Source organism: Nocardioides sp. OK12 (assembly GCF_024341885.1).
Classification (GTDB): Bacteria; Actinomycetota; Actinomycetes; order Propionibacteriales; family Nocardioidaceae; genus Nocardioides; species Nocardioides marinisabuli.
Genome location: NZ_BNET01000006.1, coordinates 237,223 through 255,368, shown reverse-complemented (window position 1 = coordinate 255,368; position 18,146 = coordinate 237,223). Strand labels below are relative to the sequence as shown.

Here is an 18,146-nt window from a genome sequence, read left to right as displayed (position 1 = left end):
ACTCCCGCGCCCGGCCCGCTAGGAGCCGAGCACCCGGGCGGCGATCCAGGCGATCCGGTCGGCGGTGCGGTCGGCGGGACCGGAGGGCTGCATGACGTGGCTGAGCACGATCCGCACCACCATGTCGATGGCGGCGTCGAGCTCCTCGGCGCCCAGGTCGATGTCGTACGGCGCGATGCGCGCGGCGATGACGTCCTGGGCCGCCGCGAGCAGCGAGCCCGCGTGGGTGGTCAGCAGCGGCAGCAGCTCGGTGTCGGCGCCGTGGGTGGCCGAGACGACGGCGTGCAGCAGGGGGTTGCTGGGAGCCACCTCCAGGACGGCCCGGGCCGCGGCGCGGATCGCCTCGACGAGGTCGTCGGGGTGCTGGTCGAAGGAGGCGGTCACCGCGGCCAGGAAGCGGTCGAGCTCGCGCAGGATCATCGCCTCGGCGAGCCCGGCCTTGGTGCCGACCTCGTTGTAGACGGTCTGGCGCGACACGCCGACCTCGTCGGCCAGGCGCGCCATCGTCACCTTGGCCCACCCCACCTCGGTGGTCAGCACGACGGCGGCGTCGACGACACGGTCGCGCATGCTGGGGAGGGCGGCGGTGCTCACGCCCCCGAGTGTAGGAAGCGTGGGCGCACCGGCCGTCATCGCCGGGCCGTCAGCCTCGGGCCGGGACCGAGCGCCGGAGGGTCCTAGCCCTGCAGGCTCAGCGCCAGCACCGGGCAGGCCTGCACGGCGGCGTGCACGTGGGAGCGCTGCGACTCCTCGGGGGTCTCGTCGAGCACGTGCATCACCTCGTCGTCGTCGAGCTCGAAGACGTCGCTGGCCATGGCCTCGCACATGCCCAGGCCCTCGCACCTGTCCCGGTCGACCACGATGCGCATCAGCGGGCCTCGGCGTTGCTCAGGGCGACGAAGTCGACCTTCTCGCGCACCCCGCAGTCGGGGCAGCACCAGTCGTCGGGGATGTCGGCCCAGGCGGTGCCGGCGGCGAAGCCCTCGAGCTCGTTGCCGACCGCGACCTCGTAGCTGTACCCGCAGCCGGGGCAGCGGGCGGCCAGCACCTCCTCCTCGACGACCGGCGCGGGGGCGGGGGCGGGGGCGGCGGCCGAGGGGTCGGCCACGCGCTCGGCCGCGGCCACCGCGCCGGGAGCCGGGTAGCGCGCCAGGATCCGCTCGCGCCTGCGGGGGTCGAGGTTGGCGCGGGTCAGGTCGCCGTCGAAGTGCGCGAGGACGCGGGGGTCCATCACCCGGCGCCACAGCGGCGGCACCAGGGCCAGCACGATCATGCCGGCGTACCCGGTGGGCAGCACGGGGCTCTCCTCGAAGTCGCGCAGGGTCTGGTAGCGCCGCGTGGGGTTGGCGTGGTGGTCGCTGTGGCGCTGCAGGTGGTAGAGCAGCACGTTGGTGGCGATGTTGTTGGAGTTCCACGAGTGCGAGGGGTCGACGCGCTCGTAGCGCTGGCGGGTGCCGACGCCGACCTTCTGGCGGCGCATCCCGTAGTGCTCCATGTAGTTGACGACCTCGAGCAGCGAGAAGCCGACGACGGCCTGCAGCACCAGGAACGGGACCACGACCGGGCCCAGCCACACGACCAGCGCGCCCCACAGCAGCGCCGACATCAACCAGGCGTTGAGCACGTCGTTGCCGAGGTGGAAGGGGTGGGTGTCCTTGCGGGCGTAGCGCTTGCGCTCCAGGTGCCAGGCGCTGCGCAGGGAGCCCAGCACCGTGCGCGGCCAGAACCGGTAGAAGCTCTCGCCGAAGCGGCTGGAGGCGGGGTCCTCCGGGGTGGCCACGCGCACGTGGTGGCCCCGGTTGTGCTCGATGTAGAAGTGGCCGTAGAAGCTCTGGGCGAGCGCGATCTTCGAGAGCCAGCGCTCGTTGGCCTCGCGCTTGTGGCCCAGCTCGTGGGCGGTGTTGATCCCGATCCCGCCGATCACGCCGATCGACAGCGCGAGCCCGATCTTGTCGACGGTGCTCAGCTCACCGAGCCCGAACGGCGCCCCCTCGGCGATGACGTACATCGCGCCGACGAAGCCGGCGTACTGGATCGGCAGGAAGGCGTAGGTGATCCAGCGGTAGTACTTGTCGTTCTCGAGCGCCTCGATCGCGTCGTCGGGCGGGTTGGCCCGGTCGAGGCCGGCGACCAGGTCGATGGCGGGCACGACCACCAGCACGATGATCGGGCCGATCCAGAAGAACGCCCCCCACCCGGTCAGCGCCCAGCCGCCGCCGGCGACGAAGGCCAGCGAGGGGACCACCAGGCCGATCAGCCACAGGAACCGCTTGTGGTCGCGCCAGGCCTCGGTGGACCCCTCGGGCACGGTCGAGCCGCTGCCCGACGAGCCGGGTGCGGTGGGTCGGGGGACGGACGAGGGGGTGCTGCTGGCCACGGGAGCCTCCTGGCGGTGACGGGGGTCACGACATCTGCTTGACATCACCGTAGGGAATGTCAAGCAGATTGACAAGAGGGAGTGACTTGTAAAGTTGCGACGTCTCCGGGCGGGTCGGCCGCTCACGGCCTCCGGCGGGCGCCGGCCGCCATCGCCAGGTCGGCCACCTGCTGGGCCAGGGCCGGGGCCCCGTGGCAGCGCAGGCGCGTGACGTGGCCCGCCGTGCGCACCCCCACGGCGCGCGAGACCCGGCCGCCGCCGAGCTCCACCCCGCTGACCTCGCGCAGGTCGAGGGTGAGCATCGCCGCGCCGCGTGCTACGCGGGTGGGCACGAAGGTCAGGTGCAGCGTGGTGAGGGTGAGGCGCCCGGCGACCCAGGTCGAGCCCCACACGGTCTGGAACCGGTCGAGCGCCGCGTCGGACGCCGTGGGGCCGGTGGCCGTGGTGGTCTCGACGAGCAGGTGCCCGGTCTTCGAGGTCAGCACTCCGTAGGACATGACTCATGGTGCGCGCTCCCGCGCCGCCGGTCACGGGTCGAAGGTCCCGGGCGGCCACCGGTCCAGACCGTCGCCAGCCCGCACAGGTGAGGCCACGAGGCCGTGACGCGGGGCACAATGGGGGCGCCCCGCCGTGCCACCGACCACGAGGAGGCGGACGTGAGTGCTCCCCGACGTCCCGACGCGCGCCCGGACGAGCGGTCCGACGAGCCCGCCACGGACCAAGCCGCAGCACAGGCCGCGGACCAGGACCGGAGCGGCGGCCCGCTGCCCGCGGGGCTGCCGCCGGGCATGCTCGAGGCGCTCTACGCGCGGCCCAGCCGGGCCCGCACCGCGCTGGTGGTCGTGCCGCTCCTGGTCGGTCTCGGGGTGGCGGCGTACGTCGGCAGCACCCTGCTGTGGCCCGGCGACGACGAGCCGTCGGCCAGCAGCGGCACCGGCAGCGACGCCGCCACCGACGCGGTGACCTGCTGGGACGGCGAGGAGAAGACCGACGAGCGCTCCTGCGCGCTGCCCACGGGTCGCGACGGGCTGCGCCACGTCTTCCCGTCCTTCGACCCCGACCGCCTCGACTGCCGCGACGAGCTCGCCGCCAACCCGCAGTACCAGCGCCCCGCGATGTGGACCTGCGACGTCTCGATCGCCGGGCCCGTGCAGATCACCTACAGCCAGGTCAACGGCGCCAAGGCCGCGCGGCGCTACTTCGACCAGCTCCACGGGGTGGAGTCCAACGCCGACCGCTCCTCCAGCGGCGTGCGCCGCGAGCGGTGGCGGGCCTCGAGACTGAAGTCGGGCCCCGACGAGGGGCGCTGGGGTGGCAGCTTCCTGCTGCGCGGCGCGCCGTACGCCGTCACGGTGGTCGCCCAGCGCCGCCCCGACGTCGGCCGGGCGCTCGACCGGCGGGTCAGCGTGCGCCCGCTCGACGAGCTGCGCCTGGCCGCCCCCGAGGCCGACCCGTCGGGCGAGGGCTGAGCGCCCCCACCCTCGCTCGCCCGGGGCTCAGCCCTTGATGGCCGAGGCGACCGCGCCGGGCACGTCGGGGTGGAAGACGGTGGGGATGATGAAGCTCGGGTTGAGCTCGTCGTCGTGGACCACGTGCGCGATCGCCTCGGCGGCGCGCAGCATCATCTCGATCGTCACGTTGGAGGCCCGGGCGTCCAGCAGGCCGCGGAAGACGCCGGGGAAGGCCAGCACGTTGTTGATCTGGTTGGGGTAGTCCGAGCGGCCCGAGGCCACCACGGCGGCGTACTTCGACGCCTCGGCCGGGTCGACCTCGGGGTCGGGGTTGGCCAGCGCGAAGACGACGGCGTCGTCGGCCATGTCGGGGATCCACTCGGCCTGGAGCACGCCGGGCGCGGAGACGCCGATGAAGACGTCGGCGCCGTGCAGCACCGTGTGCAGGTCGCCGCGGCGCCGCTCGCGGTTGGTGCGCGAGGCCAGCTCGGCCATCGCGGGCGAGAGCGTGTCGTCGCCGGCCGAGAGCGCGCCGTCCTTGTCGCAGACCACCACGTCGCCGACGCCGGCGGCCAGCATCAGGGTCACGATGGCGGTGCCGGCCGCGCCGGCCCCGGCCACCACGACGCGCGCCTGGTCGAGCTGCTTGCCGACCACCCGCAGGGCGTTGGTCAGCGCGGCGAGGACCACGATGGCGGTGCCGTGCTGGTCGTCGTGGAAGACCGGGATGTCGAGGCTCTCGCGCAGGCGCCGCTCGATCTCGAAGCAGCGGGGGGCGGCGATGTCCTCGAGGTTGATGCCGCCGAAGCCGGGGGCGATGAGCTCGACGGCGCGCACGATCTCGTCGGTGTCCTGGGTGTCGAGGCAGATCGGCCAGGCGTCGATGTCGGCGAAGCGCTTGAAGAGCGCCGCCTTGCCCTCCATCACCGGCAGCGCCGCCCCGGGGCCGATGTTGCCCAGGCCGAGCACGGCCGAGCCGTCGGTGACGACCGCGACGGAGTTGCCCTTGATGGTCAGGCGGCGCACGTCGTCGGGGTTCTCGTAGAGCGCCATGCTGACCCGCCCCACGCCGGGGGTGTAGGCCATCGAGAGGTCGTCGCGGTTCTTCAGCGGCACCTTGGAGCCGACCTCGATCTTGCCGCCGATGTGCAGCAGGAAGACCCGGTCGCTGGTGCGGTAGACCTCGACCCCGGGCACCGTGGCGGCGACGTCCTGGAGCTCCTGGGCGTGGTCGGCGTCGCCGGCCGAGCAGGTGACGTCGACGACGAGCCGCTCGTGGCTGGACTCCGCGACGTCGATGGCGGTGACGATGCCGCCGGCGGTGCTGATGGCGGTCGCGACCGCGCCCACCACCCCGTGGTCCGGCGCCGTGTGCAGGCGCATGGTGATCGAGTACGACGAGGTGGTGGCTGACCTGGACACGTGCTCACCTTCCGCCCACCGAGCGGTTACCGGCAAGTCGGACACGCGCCCGCACCCGCTTGTGACGCTGCGCACAAAGTTCTGCACTTTTGGATCGATAGTGCAGAATGCACTCCATGGCTGAAAGTGCAACGGGTGTCGAGGCTCGCCCCTCCAAGCAGGCACTGACCCGCACCCGCATCAACCGGTGCGCCATGCAGCTGACCCGGGACCGCGGCCTCGACGGCTGGACGATGGACGAGCTCGCGGCGGCCGCCGAGGTCTCGCGCCGCACCCTGTTCAACTACTTCGGCTCCAAGGTCGACGCCGTGCTCGGGGCGGCCGGCTCACCGACCCGCCGCGAGGACCCGGTCGCCGTTGCCGCCTTCACCACCTTCGTCGAGGGCGGCCCGACCGGCGGCCTGGTCGCCGACCTGGCGGCCCTCGCCCGACCGATCCTGGCCGACGAGGAGTTCGACCCCCAGAACGTCGCGATGCGGCGCACCCTGCTCACCTGCTCCAACCGCCTCATGGAGGCGGTGCACCAGCACTTCGAGCAGACCGCCGACGAGATCGCCGCCCTGCTGCTGCGGCGCGACCCCGACCTGGGAGAGGACCGCGCCCACCTGCTGGTGCGCCTGCTAGTCGGGGTCTTCGACTCCACCATGCGCGTCTACCTGGCCGCCGACGACCCCACCGACACCGACCTCGTCGACCTCTTCGTCGACCAGCTGCACGCCGCCGGCGAGCTGCTGGGCCGCTGAGCCGACCCGCCCCACACCCGTACCCCACCCCACCCGCAGCCGACGCTGCCCACCGACGCCGTACGCCGTACACAGGAGAGAGACACCATGGCCACCCTGCTCGCCCGACTCGGGACCACCGCCTATCGACGCTGGCCGTTCTTCATCGCCGCGTGGGTGGCTGTGCTGGCCGTGATCATCGGCCTCGCCGCCGCCTTCTCCAAGCCGATGTCGGACAACTTCACCATCCCCGGCATCCCCTCCGAGCAGGCCGCGGACCTCCAGGCCGAGCTCTTCCCCGGCGCCACGAGCGCCTTCGACCAGGCCAACGTCAACGTCGTGGTGCAGGCGCCCGAGGGCGAGACCCTCGCCGACGACGCCAACGCCGAGGTCGTCGACCAGCTCATCGCCGACCTCGCCGCGCTGCCCCAGCAGGCCGACGGCGTCGAGATCCTGCCCCCCGGCGAGGTCGCGGCCGGCCAGGAGCAGATGCTCGTCGAGCAGGCCCGCGCCAGCGGGGGCGACGTGCAGCAGGCCCGCGCCGACGCGGCCGCACTCTCGCCGCTGACCGAGGACGGGCGCACCGGGCTGATCACCTGGACCTGGGACGTCGAGACGCCCGCCGACGTCGAGCCGGAGACGCTCGACGCGCTCGACGAGGTGATGGACGACGCCCGCGACCAGGGCCTGGTCGTCGAGGCCAACGGCCCCGGCGCGACCGGCTTCGCCACCCCCGGCCTGGCCTCCGAGGCCCTCGGCATCGGCGTGGCCCTGCTGGTGCTGATCCTGACCTTCGGCTCGCTCATCGCCGCGGGCCTGCCGATCATCACCGCGCTCATCGGCGTGGCCATCGGCCTGACCGGTGTCACCGCGATGACCGCCTTCGTCGACATCTCCAGCAGCACCTCGATCCTGGCCACGATGATCGGCCTCGCGGTCGGCATCGACTACACGCTGTTCATCCTGGCCCGCTACCGCACCGAGCTGCACCACACCGACGACCGGGCCCGCGCGGTCGGGATCGCGGTGGGCACCGCCGGCTCGGCGGTCGTCTTCGCCGGCCTGACCGTGCTGATCGCCCTCTCGGCGCTCTCGGTCGTGGGCATCCCGTTCCTCTCCGCGATGGGTCTGGCCGCCGCGGCCACCGTCTTCGTCGCGGTGCTGATCTCGCTCACCCTGCTGCCGGCGGTGCTGGGCATGCTGGGCCGCAAGGCCTTCGGCGCCCAGGTGCGCCGCTACGCCCCGCAGCGCGACGAGCAGGGCCTGGTGGTCAACAACGGCGTGCGCTGGGCACGCTGGGTCGGCAAGCGCCCGGTCGCCCTCGTGCTGGCCGTCGTGGTCGCCCTGGGTGCCCTCGCGATCCCGCTCAAGGAGCTGCAGCTGGCCTTCCCCACCGACTCCACCGCCGCCAGCGACACCACCCAGCGCCAGGCCTCCGACATCATCGCGGCCGAGTTCGGCCCCGGCCGCGAGGCCCCGCTGCTGGTCGTTGTCGACGCCCGCGACGTGGCCGACGGCGAGCAGGGTGCGGCGTTCGGCGAGGTCGTGGGCTGGGCGAGCGGCCTCGAGGGCGTCGAGAACGCCCAGGTCGTGGCCACCAACGCCGACCCCACCGCCGAGCCCGGCACCCCCGAGGCCAGCCCCACCGGGGCCCTGGTGCAGGTGCTGCCCGAGTTCGGCCCCGCCGACGCCGAGGCCCAGGACCTGCTCACCGAGCTGCGCGACGGCGAGTCCGGCATCGAGGACGTCACCGGCACCGACCTCGGTGTCACCGGCCTGACCGCGATCACCACCGACGTCTCCGACCGCCTGGCCGACGCGCTGCCGGTCTACCTGTCGATCATCGTGGGCCTGGCCTTCATCCTGCTGATGATCGTCTTCCGCTCGATCCTGGTGCCGCTGACCGCCACCCTGGGCTTCCTGCTCTCGGTGCTGGCCACGCTCGGTGCCACCGTGGCGGTCTTCCAGCTCGGCTGGGGCGGGTTCGTCGAGGGCCAGCCGCTGGTCAGCTTCATCCCGCTGTTCCTCATCGGCGTCGTCTTCGGTCTCGCGATGGACTACCAGGTCTTCCTGGTGACCCGCATCCGCGAGGCCCGGGTGCACGGCATGTCGACCCCGGACGCGATCGTCGACGGGTTCCGCAACTCGGCCCGCGTGGTGACCGCCGCCGCCGCGATCATGACCGCGGTCTTCTCCGCCTTCATGCTCCAGGACGACGCCATCATCAAGTCGATGGGCTTCGCGCTGGCGATCGCGATCGTCTTCGACGCCTTCGTCGTGCGGATGGTCCTGATCCCGGCCCTGCTCTACCTCATGGGCGACCGCTCCTGGTGGCTGCCGGCCTGGCTCGACAAGGTGCTGCCCGTCGTCGACGTGGAGGGCGAGAAGCTCGACCGTGGCCCGGGCTACCACGACGAGGAGAGCGACCTCGACAGCGAGCTCGACGAGCTCACCGACGAGCAGAGCCAGCGGGTCTGACCCACACGGGCCCAGCACCACGCAGGCCCAGCACCACGCGCAGCAGCCCCCGGCCGGTCGGCCGGGGGCTGCTGTCGTCGTACGCCGGGGGCGCTCAGGCCTCGGTGGTGCCCAGCCGGTCGAGCAGGTTCTTGGAGAACCGGTCGCCCATCTTCTCGATGACCCCGCTCATCGTGGCGGTGACGGCCTTGGAGGAGACCTTGGGCAGCGGCAGGTCGAGGGTGATCTCGAGGTTGGTGGCCAGGTGGGTGCCCTCGTCGGCGTCGGAGAGCTCGTACCAGCCCTCGACGGCCGAGCGCTCGGTGGTGCCCTCGGGCGGGTCGTGGCGGAACTCGATGCGCTCGAGGTCGGTGAAGGTCATCTTCTCGGTGAAGGCGGGCGAGACGTTCTTGCCGAGCACCTCCAGCCCGCTCATCTCCCAGCGCCAGTGGTCACCGTCGGCGGTGATGCGCTTGACGAAGGGGGTCATCTCGGCGATCGCGTCGGGGTCGACCAGGAGGTCCCAGATCTCCTGGCGGGCGGCCTTCACGACGGCGGTGGCCTCGGTGCTGGCGGAGAAGCGGGTCATCGGGCGAGCTCCTTCTCGATGTCGGCGGCGATCTTCTCGGGCTTGGTGGTGGGCGCGTAGCGGTCGACGACCGTCCCGTCGCGCCCGATCAGGTACTTGGTGAAGTTCCACTTGATCTTGCTGCCCAGCAGCCCGCCCTTCTCCGAGCGCAGCCACTGGTAGAGGGGGTGGGCGTCGTCGCCGTTGACCTCGACCTTGGAGAACAGCGGGAAGGTGACGCCGAAGTTGCGCTCGCAGAACCCGGCGATCTCGTCGTCGGCGCCCGGCTCCTGGCCGCCGAACTGGTCGCAGGGGAAGCCGAGCACGCTGAAGCCGCGCTCGGCGTAGGTGTCGTGCAGCTGCTGGAGCCCCTGGTACTGGGGGGTGAAGCCGCACTGCGAGGCGGTGTTGACCACGAGCACGACCTGGCCGAGGTAGTCGGCGAGGTCCACCTCCCGGCCGTCGATGCTGCGGGCGGTGAAGTCGTCCAGGGCGGTCATGCCCGGAAGTGTGGCAGCCCGCCGGTCACCGCCGCCCCACCCGCCAGGACGCGACCCGGCGCCACTTCCCCGCCGAGCCGGCGCCACTTCCCCGCCGAGCCGGCGCCAGTTCCCCGCCGAGCCGGCGCCAGTTCCCCTCAGCCGACCATCGTGCCGCGCACCTCGACGTGGTCGAGCCGGCCGGCGGGGTTGTGGTGGCCGTCGAGGTGCACCCGCACCCGCCGGTCGCCGACCACGAGCACCACGTCGTCGTCCTCGACGAGCGCGACCGACCCGCGCACCCGGTAGGACTGCGCCTCGAGCCGCTCGAGCAGCCCGTCGGCCTCGGTGGTGGTCACCAGGTCGCCGGTCGCCACCAGCCGCAGCTCGGGGCGCAGGCGGTCGCGCAGCGCCAGGAACAGCCCGACGAGCACCACCAGCGCGGCGTCGACGGCCAGGGTGGTGACCAGCGCCGTGCTGCCCGTCTCGCGGCCGGTGACGCGGTAGACCTTGGGGTTGTCGGGCAGGTGCACGACCTCGGCGCGCCCGCTCGCGACCACGTCGTCGTACGCCGCCTGCTCGAGCTGCACCACGATCCGCTCGTCCTGCGCCTCGGCGGCGCCGTCCTCGGCCTGCTCGCCCACCACGGCCTCGACCACCGCGTCGGGCAGGGCCACCGCGACCAGCCGGTCGAGCTCGTCGCCGCTGGGGTCGGCCACCTCGACCGGCTCGGCGGCGACCTCGACCCGGGTGCCGTTGGTGCGCAGGTCGCGGTCCTGGAGCAGGCTGCCCACCAGCGGCAGGTTGACCATGGCGACCAGCACGCCCACGAGCAGGATGGTCTTCAGTCGACGGCTCACGCGCCCAGTATCCGGGCGGCGTCCCGGGCCGGGCCCGACCCCCCGCTCAGTCGGGCCTGCCCAGCAGCACCGACGCCGCGGTGGCCGCCGCGGCCACGGCCGCCAGGCCCACCAGCCAGACCGGGGCGGGGGGCACGCTCCCGCCCACGCCCACCGCCAGCGCGTAGGTCACCGGCGTCGCCAGCCAGACCAGCAGGCCGCGGCGCACCCAGAGCCGGGTCAGGGCGGGGTCGACCGGCATGGCCAACGGCCCGTACGCCGCCAGCGTCGCGGCGACGTGGGCGGTCAGCAGGGCCAGGGCCGCGGGCAGTGCCCAGGGGTGCAGGCCCTCGCGCAGCCCGATCCCCCACCACGCCACCACGACGACCAGCACGGTGGCCCCGACCGCCGACTCGGGGAAGCACGCCCAGCCCACCCCGAGCAGCAGCACCAGGCCGGCGAGCCACACCGCGGGCGCCTGGCCGGCACCCAGCGTGCAGAGCAGGGCGAGCAGCGGCATCGTCGCCACCAGGGCCCGCACCGGCCACTGACCCCGGCCGACCGGCCCCAGCCAACGGGTCACCGGGCTCCCGCCCTCGATGCGCGGGCCGGGCCGGAGAAGCCCCGCAGCACCTGGTCGAGGGTGCCGGGCCCGCGCCAGGGCACCACGGGGCAGCCGTGCGCCGCCACCTCGCCCAGCAGCAGGTCCCGCTCGACGAGCCGCATCCGCCAGGCCAGCTCCTCGGCACCGGTCCCAGGACCGTGCCCCGGACTGTGCACAGCACGGGGCAGCGTGTCGACGACTAGGGTCGGCAGCCCCTTGCGGGTCAGGGTGGCGGTGAGCGTCGAGACCAGGTCGTCGAGCATCGGTGAGAACACCACGACCACGGTGCCGGGGGCCACGGGCAGCCGGATCCGCTCGGCGTCGACCTCGGGCGCCCGGCCGGGGCGCACGCCGGCCAGCGTCGCCAGGATCCGCTGCTGGTGACGCGCGCCCGAGCCGTAGCCCACCACCCCGGTGGCGGGCCCCACCACCCGCAGGCCGACCCGGTCGCCGCTGCGCCCCACGTGCCGGGCGACGGCGGCCGCGGCGCGCACGGCCAGGTCGAGGCTGCTCTCCTCGCCGTCGACGCCACCCGAGCGGCCGTGGTCGGCCAGCGCGTCGACCACCAGCAGCACGGCGGTGTCCTCCTCGCTGCGCGTGGAGACGACGTGCAGCTCGTCGGTGCGCAGGGAGACCCGCCAGCTGACCCGTTGCAGCCGGTCCCCGACGCGGAAGCCGCGGATCCCCGCGAACTCCGAGCCGGTCCCGGTGCGCTGGGCGCGGTGCGCCCCCACGAGCCCGACGGGCTGGGGCATCTCGGCGCGCGAGTCGTAGGCGGCGCGACCGGGCAGCACCCGCAGCGAGGGAGCGGTGACCGGCACCGGCCCCCACCGCCAGCCGCCCCAGGCGGTCGTCAGCGCCACCTTCTCCCCCGCCGGCCGGCGCACGCCCCACCGTCGCGGGCCGACCTCGAGGGCGGGTCCGTACGACGGGTCCGACCGCAGCGCCCCGACGACGCCGTCGGCGGGGTGCAGCGCCAGGTACGGCGCGCGGCCGCTGACCCTGGCCACGTGCTCGGCCGCGTCGGCGTCGTGCAGCCGCAGCCGCGACGTGGTGCCCTGCCCCTCGTGCAGGACCGAGTGGTCGAGGCGCACGTCGAGGCGGGGCGTGGAGCCGGGGACGTGCAACAGCCCCAGGGCCGCGCAGAGCGCCAGCGGGGCGACCAGCACGACCAGCACCGGGTCGCCCAGCAGCACCGCCAGCGTGGTCGCAGCCACCGCGACGAGGCTGGCCCGCCCCACCGACGCCGTGGCCCGCCAGCGGGTCACGCGGGTTCCAGGGTGGCCGGCGTCGGCACCGACGAGAGCACCGTGGCCACGACCTGCTCGGCCGAGGCGTCCGACATCCACAGCTCGGGCCGCAGCTGGATCCGGTGCGCCAGCACCGGGGCCGCCACGGCCTTGACGTCCTCGGGCACCACGTAGTCGCGTCCGCGCAGCACCGCCAGGGCCCGGGCGACCAGCACCAGCGCCAGCGATCCGCGCGGCGAGGCCCCGGTCAGCACCTGCGGGTGCGTGCGGGTGGCGGCGGCCAGGGCGACGCAGTAGCGCCCGACGCTCTCGTCGACCTCGACGCCCTCGACGGCCGCCTGCATGGCCAGCAGCCCGGCCGCGTCGGTCACCGGGTCGAGCACGACCTCCTCGCGGCGCCGCCCGAGCCGACCGGTGAGCACGGCGTACTCCTCGTCGGCGGTGGGGTAGCCGAAGGAGACGCGCAGCAGGAAGCGGTCGAGCTGCGCCTCGGGCAGCGGGTAGGTGCCCTCGTGCTCGACCGGGTTGGCGGTCGCCACGACGTGGAACGGCTCGGGCAGCACGAACGTGCGGCCCTCGACGGTGACCTGGCGCTCCTGCATCGCCTCCAGCAGCGCGGCCTGGGTCTTGGGCGGGGTCCGGTTGACCTCGTCGGCCAGCAGCAGCCCCGTGAAGACCGGGCCGCGGCGGAACTCGAACTCCCGGCTGCGCTGGTCGTAGATGAAGGAGCCGGTCAGGTCGGCCGGCAGCAGGTCGGGGGTGAACTGGGCGCGGGCGAAGTCGAGGCCCAGGGCCTGGGCCAGGCTGCGCGCGGCCAGGGTCTTGCCGAGGCCGGGCACGTCCTCGAGCAGGACGTGGCCCTTGGCCAGGATCCCCGCCAGCACGGTCTCGAGCTGCTCGTGCTTGCCGATCACGACGCGCTCGACCTCGGCGAGGACCTCGGCGGCTCGACGTCCGGCCTCGGCGACGGACAGGGGTGACGACATTCAGATCTCCTCGATGTGGTGCAGGCAGCGCTCGATCTCGGCGGGACGCAGGGGTCGCTGGGCGCCCAGCAGCGTGCGCAGGTCGGGGTGGACGTGCTGCCCGGCGGCGGGGTCGTCCCACGCCAGGTGGTGGCGGTGCGCCAGCGAGCGCCGCGCCAGTCGCGCCAGGGCGTCGCGCACCGCCGGGTCGTCCCCGGCCCCCTGGCGGTGGCTGTCGAGCATCCGCCGGTACGTCGCGAGGCGGGTGTCGGCGCTCGGCTCGGGCACCGCGGGGGCGACGTCGACCTCCCAGCCGGGGCCCGCGTCGACGAGCACGTCCAGGGTGACCCAGGTGGCGGCGGCGCAGACCGCGCCGATGAGGACCACCCGGGCCGGCACCGGGTCGAAGCCGGCGACCTGGAGCACGAGCAGCACGACCCCGAGCAGCCCGATGGCGACCGCGACCCGCGACGTCCAGCGCCGCCTCACGACGGGGCCCCCGTCGGAGCGCCTGACCCAGCGCCCGGCCCAGCGCCCGACTGGGCCCCCGGTCGGGCCGCCAGCCCGGCGTGCAGGTCGTCCAGCAGCGTCAGCGCCCGGGCCCGCGCGGCCTCGTCGACCTCGCGCCGGCTGAAGCGTGCGGCCCGGAACTCCTCGGCCAGCGCGGTGACGGCCGCGGCGTCGGCCCCGACCAGGTCGAGCACGCGCAGGGCCAGCTCGGTGGAGGTCTCCGACGCGCGGGGCGCCACCCCGGCCTCGGCGGCCAGGGTCTCGACGCGACGCCAGGTCGCCACGACCGCGTTGCGGGGCGAGCCCCGGGTGAGGGCTCGTCGCTGCTCGTCGCGGTCGGCGAGCAGCGCCTGCCGCAGCGCCTCTCGCGACGAGCCGTCCAGCACGTCGAAGTCGACGTGCTCGCGCGCCTCGCCCGTGCTCGGGCGCAGCCGCCACAGGTAGCGCGCGGTCAGGACCGCCCCGGCCACCAGCCCCAGCGCCAGGGCTCCCCCGACGAGCACCACCAGCACCGTGGCCAGGAGCCCGAGCAGCGGCGAGGTCTCCTCGGTGCGTGGCGGCGGCCGGTCGGCCGGAGGGCCGAGGTCGGCGGCCGACGGCGAGGTCGGGGTCGACGAGGGCAGGGTGAGCCGGTCGGGCCCGTCGCCGCGCAGCACCTCCCCCGGGCCGGTCGAGGCCGCCCACACCGCCAGCAGCAGCACCAGCAGGGTGCACGCGACCACCGCCGCCACGGCGGCGCGCGCCGCCGCTCCTGAGGAAGCCCGAGACCCCATCGCGTCAACGTAGCCGCGGCGGGCGCCCCGGTCGAGGGGCCCGCCCGGGGACGCTCAGCCCAGGCGTGGCGTGCCGGTGACCGTGGCGACGTACTCGAGCAGGCGCGCGCGCAGGTCCGGGTCCTGCTCGCGCTGCCAGCCGAAGGTGGTGGGGCGCTGGGCCCGGTCGTGCCAGAAGTGCTGCCCTCCCGAGGCCGGCCGGGTGGCGACCAGCCAGACGGCGGTGTCGGCGCCGTCCTCGGGCTCGCGCAGCAGCCGGCTGACGACCTTGTCGAAGGTGGGCAGGCTCGCGGTGACGCCGGGGGTGCGCACCCAGCCCGGGTGCATGCTCTCGACCTTGACGCCGGTGCCGGCCAGCTCGGTGGCCCAGGCGTCGGCGAGCACGACCTGCATCCGCTTGGTGCGCGCATAGGCCTGCACGCCCTTGTACTCGCCGCGGCGGTACTCGATGGCGTCGTCGTCGCGGGCGGCCAGGCCCGAGCCGTACATCCCGCCCGAGCTCATCCACACCACCGAGCCGGGCCCGGCGACGAGCCGCTCGCGCAGCAGGTGGGTCATCAGGTGCGGGCCGAGCACGTGGGCGGCCAGCGACATCTCGTGGCCCTGCGCGCTCTCGGTGCGCTCGGGCGGCATCAGCCCGGCGTTGTGCACCAGCCCGTGCAGCGCGTCGACGCGCCCGGCGAGGTCGGTGGCGAAGGCGCGCACGGCGTCGAGGTCGCTGATGTCGCAGACCTCCTCGACGATGTCGGCGTTGGGCACCTCGAGGCGCAGCTCGCGGGCGTAGTCGGAGACCTTGTCGGGGTTGCGGCCCAGCAGGTGCACGGTCGCGCCGAGGTCGAGGAACGAGCGCGCCATCGCCTCCCCGATGCCCGAGGTGGCGCCGGTGACCAGCACCCGCTTGCCGGCGAGCGAGCCGGGCTCGGCGTCGGCCGGCCAGAACCTGCGGCGCACGCCGGAGCCGATCGAGGTGTAGCCCAGCACCACCGAGCGGTCCAGCGTCGCGTCGACGGCACGGGCGAGCAGCGCGTGGGAGTCCATGCCCCCGAGCCTAGGCAGGCGCCGGCCCGGGGCCGCTCACCCCCGGCACCCGCGGGCCGCTGCTCCTACCTGACGTCGTAGCCGATCCGCATCTCCTTGATGCCGTTGATGAGGTTGGAGTGCAGCCGGCGCGGCTGCGCCTCGAGGTGGATGTCCTGGACCGTGGCGAGGAGCTCGGTGAAGAGCAGCCGCAGCGACATGCGCGCCAGGTTGGCGCCCAGGCAGAAGTGCTCGCCGATGCCGAAGGACTGCTGCGGGTTGGGTGAGCGGTCGATCCGGAAGGCGTGCGGGTCGGCGAAGACGGCGGGGTCGCGGTTCGACGCGGCGTACCACATCAGGACCTTGTCGCCCCGGGCGACGGCCTGCCCGCCCAGGACGAGGTCCTCGGTCGCCGTGCGCCGGAAGTGCTGGATCGGCGGCTCCCAGCGCAGCATCTCCTCCACCGCGGAGGGCACCAGGCCCGGGTCGGCCACCAGCCGCTGCATCTGGTCGGGGTGCTGCAGCAGCGCGAGCAGGCCCTGCGAGGTCGCGGTGCGGGTCGTCTCGTTGCCGGCCACGATGAGGAACAGGAAGAAGAGGGTGAACTCCATGTCGTCCAGGCGGCGACCGTCGACCTCGGCCTGCAGGAGCGCGCCGGTGAGGTTGTCGGAGGGGTGCGCCCGCTCCCGCGCCGCCATCTCCGCGGCGTACGCGAAGATCTCGGCCGAGGCGACCAGGGCGGTGTCCGGCGTCGGCGCGATCTCGGGGTCCTGGTCGTCGATGAGCGCGTGGCTGAGCTCGTAGAGCCGCTGCCGGTCCTCGGGCGGGACGCCCATCAGCTCGCTGATGGACCACATCGGGATCCGGGCGGCGACGTCGGTGACGAACTCGCAGCGCCGCGCGTCGCGCAGCTCACCGACCACGCGCACCGTCTCCGCGCGCAGCGACGCCTCGAGGCGGGCCATCGTGCGCGGGGTGAAGGCCTTGGACACGATGGCGCGGAAGGTCCGGTGGTCGGGCGGGTCCATCCCGATGATGACCATCCGCAGCTGCTCCAGCGCGTCGGGCTCGGGGTCCAGGCGCAGCGGGCCGCCGGCGTGGCTGGAGAACTCCCGGGGCGAGGTGGAGACCCGGTGGACGTCCTGGTGGCGGGTCAGGGCCCAGAAGCCGGGCCCGTCGGACTCGTCGTGCCAGTGCACCGGGCTCTCGGCGCGCAGCCGGTCGAGCCAGTCGTGCGGTGCGGCCTGCTCCCACACCGAGGCGTCGGTCAGGTCGATGTCGGCCAGCCGGCCGGTGCTCATCGGCCCGCCCCCGTCGAGGCCGAGCGCGACTCCACCAGCCGGGCGAAGCGGCCCAGCATGTGCCCCAGCCCGACCCGCATCACCGGGTCGACGAGCCGGGCGCCCACCCCCGCGCGACGGCCGGTGTCCATGGCCATCGTCCACACCACCCGGCAGCGGCCACCCCCGAGGTCGGTGACCTGGTAGTCCTCGGCGAAGGCCCGCACCGCCTTCCGGGAGACCTCGTTGAACCGGAAGGCCATCCGGGTGCCCTCGTCGTAGGCCAGGAACTCCTCGTGGGCCACGAGGCCTCCCCACATGTGCACGGTGCGGGTCGAGCCCACCTCGAGCGGGAACCCCGAGGTCCACTCGACGCGGGTGATCGGCACGGCCCAGGTCCTCCAGGCCTCGGCGTCGAGGAAGGCGGCGAACACCTCCGCCGGCGTCGCGGCCAGCTCGCGCTCGACGCGGTGCAGCGTGGGGGCGGAGTCGAAGAAGTCGAGTCCCACCTTGTCGCAGGGCAGAGAGGTCATGGTCGGCTTCCTGTTCTGGGGCTGTGGTCGGCGCTGCCCGGGAGGAGCAGCGGGACGAGGAACGTGGAAAGGGAGACCCGTTCGGCCTCCTCGCTCTCGCCCGGCATGGCCAGGAGCGAGACGATGCAGCGCAGGATCCAGGCGCCGCGCAGCTCGACGTCGGCGAGCGCGTCGGGGTCGTCGGCGTACTCCTGCGCGAGGGCGGTGGTCATCTCCCGCAGGAGCTCCGAGCCCTGGCTCAGCGCCATCGGCACCGACATGTTCTGCGGCTCGAACCACACCGCGAGCAGGGGGTCGGAGCGGACCGCGCGGATGCCGCGCTGGATGAGGTCGACCATCGAGGCGGGGTCGCCGGGGACGTGGTGGGGCGCGATCTCGACGGCGATGCGCAGGGTGGCCCGGTGGACGAAGGCCATCCGCAGCGACTCCCGGTTGGGGAACTGCCGGTAGAGCGTGGCCCGCGAGCAGCCCGCGATCGTGGCGACGTCGACCATCGTGGCCTGCGCGACCCCGAAGCGCTCGAAGGCCAGGCCCGCGGCGTCGAGGAGGTCGTCGACCTGGGTCCGGTCCGAGCGGGGCCGGCGCGCTACCTGAGACATATCGGGCAGTGTGTATCAGTTCCCTGGAGTGCACAAGGGTGGACCAGACGGCGCGACGACCTCGTGGAACGACGAACGGCCGGGTCCTGAGGACCCGGCCGTTCGTCATGTGGTGGTGCGCGAGGGGGGAGTTGAACCCCCACGTCCTTTCGGACACACGGACCTGAACCGTGCGCGTCTGCCTATTCCGCCACTCGCGCTTGAAGCGTGATGAGGTTAGCCCAGCGGCTGGCCGTTCCCCAAACCGGGCCGCCCCTGGGGGTCGGGGGTGCCCACCCCGGCCGCCCGACCCCGTTACGA

Annotated in this window: 20 protein-coding genes and 1 tRNA gene; 3 read left to right on the top strand and 18 right to left on the bottom strand. The window is 73.9% G+C overall.

Annotated elements, in window-relative coordinates; translation table 11 throughout:
• Positions 1 to 18 precede the first annotated feature (18 nt).
• The 4 genes from OCU29_RS16580 to OCU29_RS16560 form a co-directional block, all read right to left on the bottom strand.
• Entirely contained in the window at positions 19 to 594 is a 576-nt protein-coding gene (locus OCU29_RS16580; protein WP_261820781.1) for a TetR/AcrR family transcriptional regulator, read from the bottom strand.
• Positions 595 to 677: 83 nt separating this feature from the next.
• Positions 678 to 869, bottom strand: a complete 192-nt coding sequence (locus OCU29_RS16575) for a ferredoxin (protein WP_179614891.1) — start codon at positions 867 to 869, stop codon at positions 678 to 680.
• Entirely contained in the window at positions 869 to 2,308 is a 1,440-nt protein-coding gene (locus OCU29_RS19865) for a fatty acid desaturase (protein WP_370463679.1), read from the bottom strand. Before OCU29_RS19865 ends, OCU29_RS16575 begins: the two co-directional genes overlap by 1 nt.
• A gap of 191 nt (positions 2,309 to 2,499) precedes the next feature.
• A complete protein-coding gene (locus OCU29_RS16560; RefSeq protein ID WP_261820780.1) occupies positions 2,500 to 2,874 on the bottom strand; it encodes a hypothetical protein in 375 nt (124 codons plus the stop codon).
• Positions 2,875 to 3,033: 159 nt separating this feature from the next.
• Here OCU29_RS16560 and OCU29_RS16555 point away from each other — a divergent pair, with 159 nt between their 5' ends.
• On the top strand, positions 3,034 to 3,846 hold the full coding sequence (locus OCU29_RS16555) for a hypothetical protein (RefSeq protein ID WP_261820779.1): 813 nt from the start codon (positions 3,034 to 3,036) through the stop codon (positions 3,844 to 3,846).
• 27 nt (positions 3,847 to 3,873) lie between these two features.
• Here the strand turns inward: OCU29_RS16555 and OCU29_RS16550 are convergent, their stop codons facing one another.
• The gene (locus OCU29_RS16550; RefSeq protein ID WP_261820872.1) at positions 3,874 to 5,211 is read right to left on the bottom strand and encodes an NAD-dependent malic enzyme; all 1,338 of its coding nucleotides are present in this window, start codon (positions 5,209 to 5,211) and stop codon (positions 3,874 to 3,876) included.
• Positions 5,212 to 5,366: 155 nt separating this feature from the next.
• Here OCU29_RS16550 and OCU29_RS16545 point away from each other — a divergent pair, with 155 nt between their 5' ends.
• Positions 5,367 to 5,993 (top strand): TetR/AcrR family transcriptional regulator, encoded by a 627-nt coding sequence (locus OCU29_RS16545; protein ID WP_261820778.1) that lies wholly within the window; start codon positions 5,367 to 5,369, stop codon positions 5,991 to 5,993.
• Positions 5,994 to 6,080: 87 nt separating this feature from the next.
• Entirely contained in the window at positions 6,081 to 8,450 is a 2,370-nt protein-coding gene (locus OCU29_RS16540) for an MMPL family transporter (RefSeq protein WP_261820777.1), read from the top strand.
• 94 nt (positions 8,451 to 8,544) lie between these two features.
• Here OCU29_RS16540 and OCU29_RS16535 read toward each other — a convergent pair whose 3' ends face one another.
• From OCU29_RS16535 to OCU29_RS16475, 13 genes are all read right to left on the bottom strand, one after another.
• Positions 8,545 to 9,018, bottom strand: a complete 474-nt coding sequence (locus OCU29_RS16535; protein ID WP_261820776.1) for an SRPBCC family protein — start codon at positions 9,016 to 9,018, stop codon at positions 8,545 to 8,547.
• The gene (locus tag OCU29_RS16530; protein WP_179614884.1) at positions 9,015 to 9,497 is read right to left on the bottom strand and encodes a glutathione peroxidase; all 483 of its coding nucleotides are present in this window, start codon (positions 9,495 to 9,497) and stop codon (positions 9,015 to 9,017) included. The genes OCU29_RS16535 and OCU29_RS16530 overlap by 4 nt, the downstream gene beginning before the upstream one ends.
• Before the next feature lie 137 nt (positions 9,498 to 9,634).
• Positions 9,635 to 10,336, bottom strand: coding sequence for a hypothetical protein (locus OCU29_RS16525; RefSeq protein ID WP_261820775.1), 702 nt, complete (start codon positions 10,334 to 10,336; stop codon positions 9,635 to 9,637).
• Positions 10,337 to 10,382: 46 nt separating this feature from the next.
• Complete coding sequence (locus tag OCU29_RS16520) at positions 10,383 to 10,898, bottom strand: hypothetical protein (protein ID WP_261820774.1); 516 nt, start codon at positions 10,896 to 10,898, stop codon at positions 10,383 to 10,385.
• Positions 10,895 to 12,187 carry a DUF58 domain-containing protein gene (locus OCU29_RS16515; protein ID WP_261820773.1) on the bottom strand — a complete coding sequence of 431 codons (1,293 nt, stop codon included), beginning with the start codon at positions 12,185 to 12,187 and terminating at the stop codon, positions 10,895 to 10,897. Before OCU29_RS16515 ends, OCU29_RS16520 begins: the two co-directional genes overlap by 4 nt.
• Positions 12,184 to 13,155 carry a MoxR family ATPase gene (locus OCU29_RS16510; protein WP_261820772.1) on the bottom strand — a complete coding sequence of 324 codons (972 nt, stop codon included), beginning with the start codon at positions 13,153 to 13,155 and terminating at the stop codon, positions 12,184 to 12,186. The genes OCU29_RS16515 and OCU29_RS16510 overlap by 4 nt, the downstream gene beginning before the upstream one ends.
• Positions 13,156 to 13,623 (bottom strand): hypothetical protein, encoded by a 468-nt coding sequence (locus tag OCU29_RS16505; RefSeq protein WP_261820771.1) that lies wholly within the window; start codon positions 13,621 to 13,623, stop codon positions 13,156 to 13,158.
• On the bottom strand, positions 13,620 to 14,417 hold the full coding sequence (locus OCU29_RS16500; protein WP_261820770.1) for a DUF4129 domain-containing protein: 798 nt from the start codon (positions 14,415 to 14,417) through the stop codon (positions 13,620 to 13,622). Before OCU29_RS16500 ends, OCU29_RS16505 begins: the two co-directional genes overlap by 4 nt.
• 54 nt (positions 14,418 to 14,471) lie before the next feature.
• Positions 14,472 to 15,455, bottom strand: a complete 984-nt coding sequence (locus OCU29_RS16495) for an SDR family NAD(P)-dependent oxidoreductase (protein WP_261820769.1) — start codon at positions 15,453 to 15,455, stop codon at positions 14,472 to 14,474.
• 65 nt (positions 15,456 to 15,520) lie between these two features.
• A complete protein-coding gene (locus tag OCU29_RS16490; protein ID WP_261820768.1) occupies positions 15,521 to 16,735 on the bottom strand; it encodes a cytochrome P450 in 1,215 nt (404 codons plus the stop codon).
• Positions 16,732 to 17,247: an SRPBCC family protein gene (locus OCU29_RS16485; RefSeq protein ID WP_261820767.1), complete on the bottom strand. Its 516-nt coding sequence runs from the start codon at positions 17,245 to 17,247 to the stop codon at positions 16,732 to 16,734. The genes OCU29_RS16490 and OCU29_RS16485 overlap by 4 nt, the downstream gene beginning before the upstream one ends.
• A complete protein-coding gene (locus OCU29_RS16480) occupies positions 17,244 to 17,846 on the bottom strand; it encodes a TetR/AcrR family transcriptional regulator (protein ID WP_261820766.1) in 603 nt (200 codons plus the stop codon). The genes OCU29_RS16485 and OCU29_RS16480 overlap by 4 nt, the downstream gene beginning before the upstream one ends.
• A gap of 113 nt (positions 17,847 to 17,959) precedes the next feature.
• Positions 17,960 to 18,046, bottom strand: a tRNA-Leu gene (locus tag OCU29_RS16475).
• Positions 18,047 to 18,146: the final 100 nt, after the last annotated feature.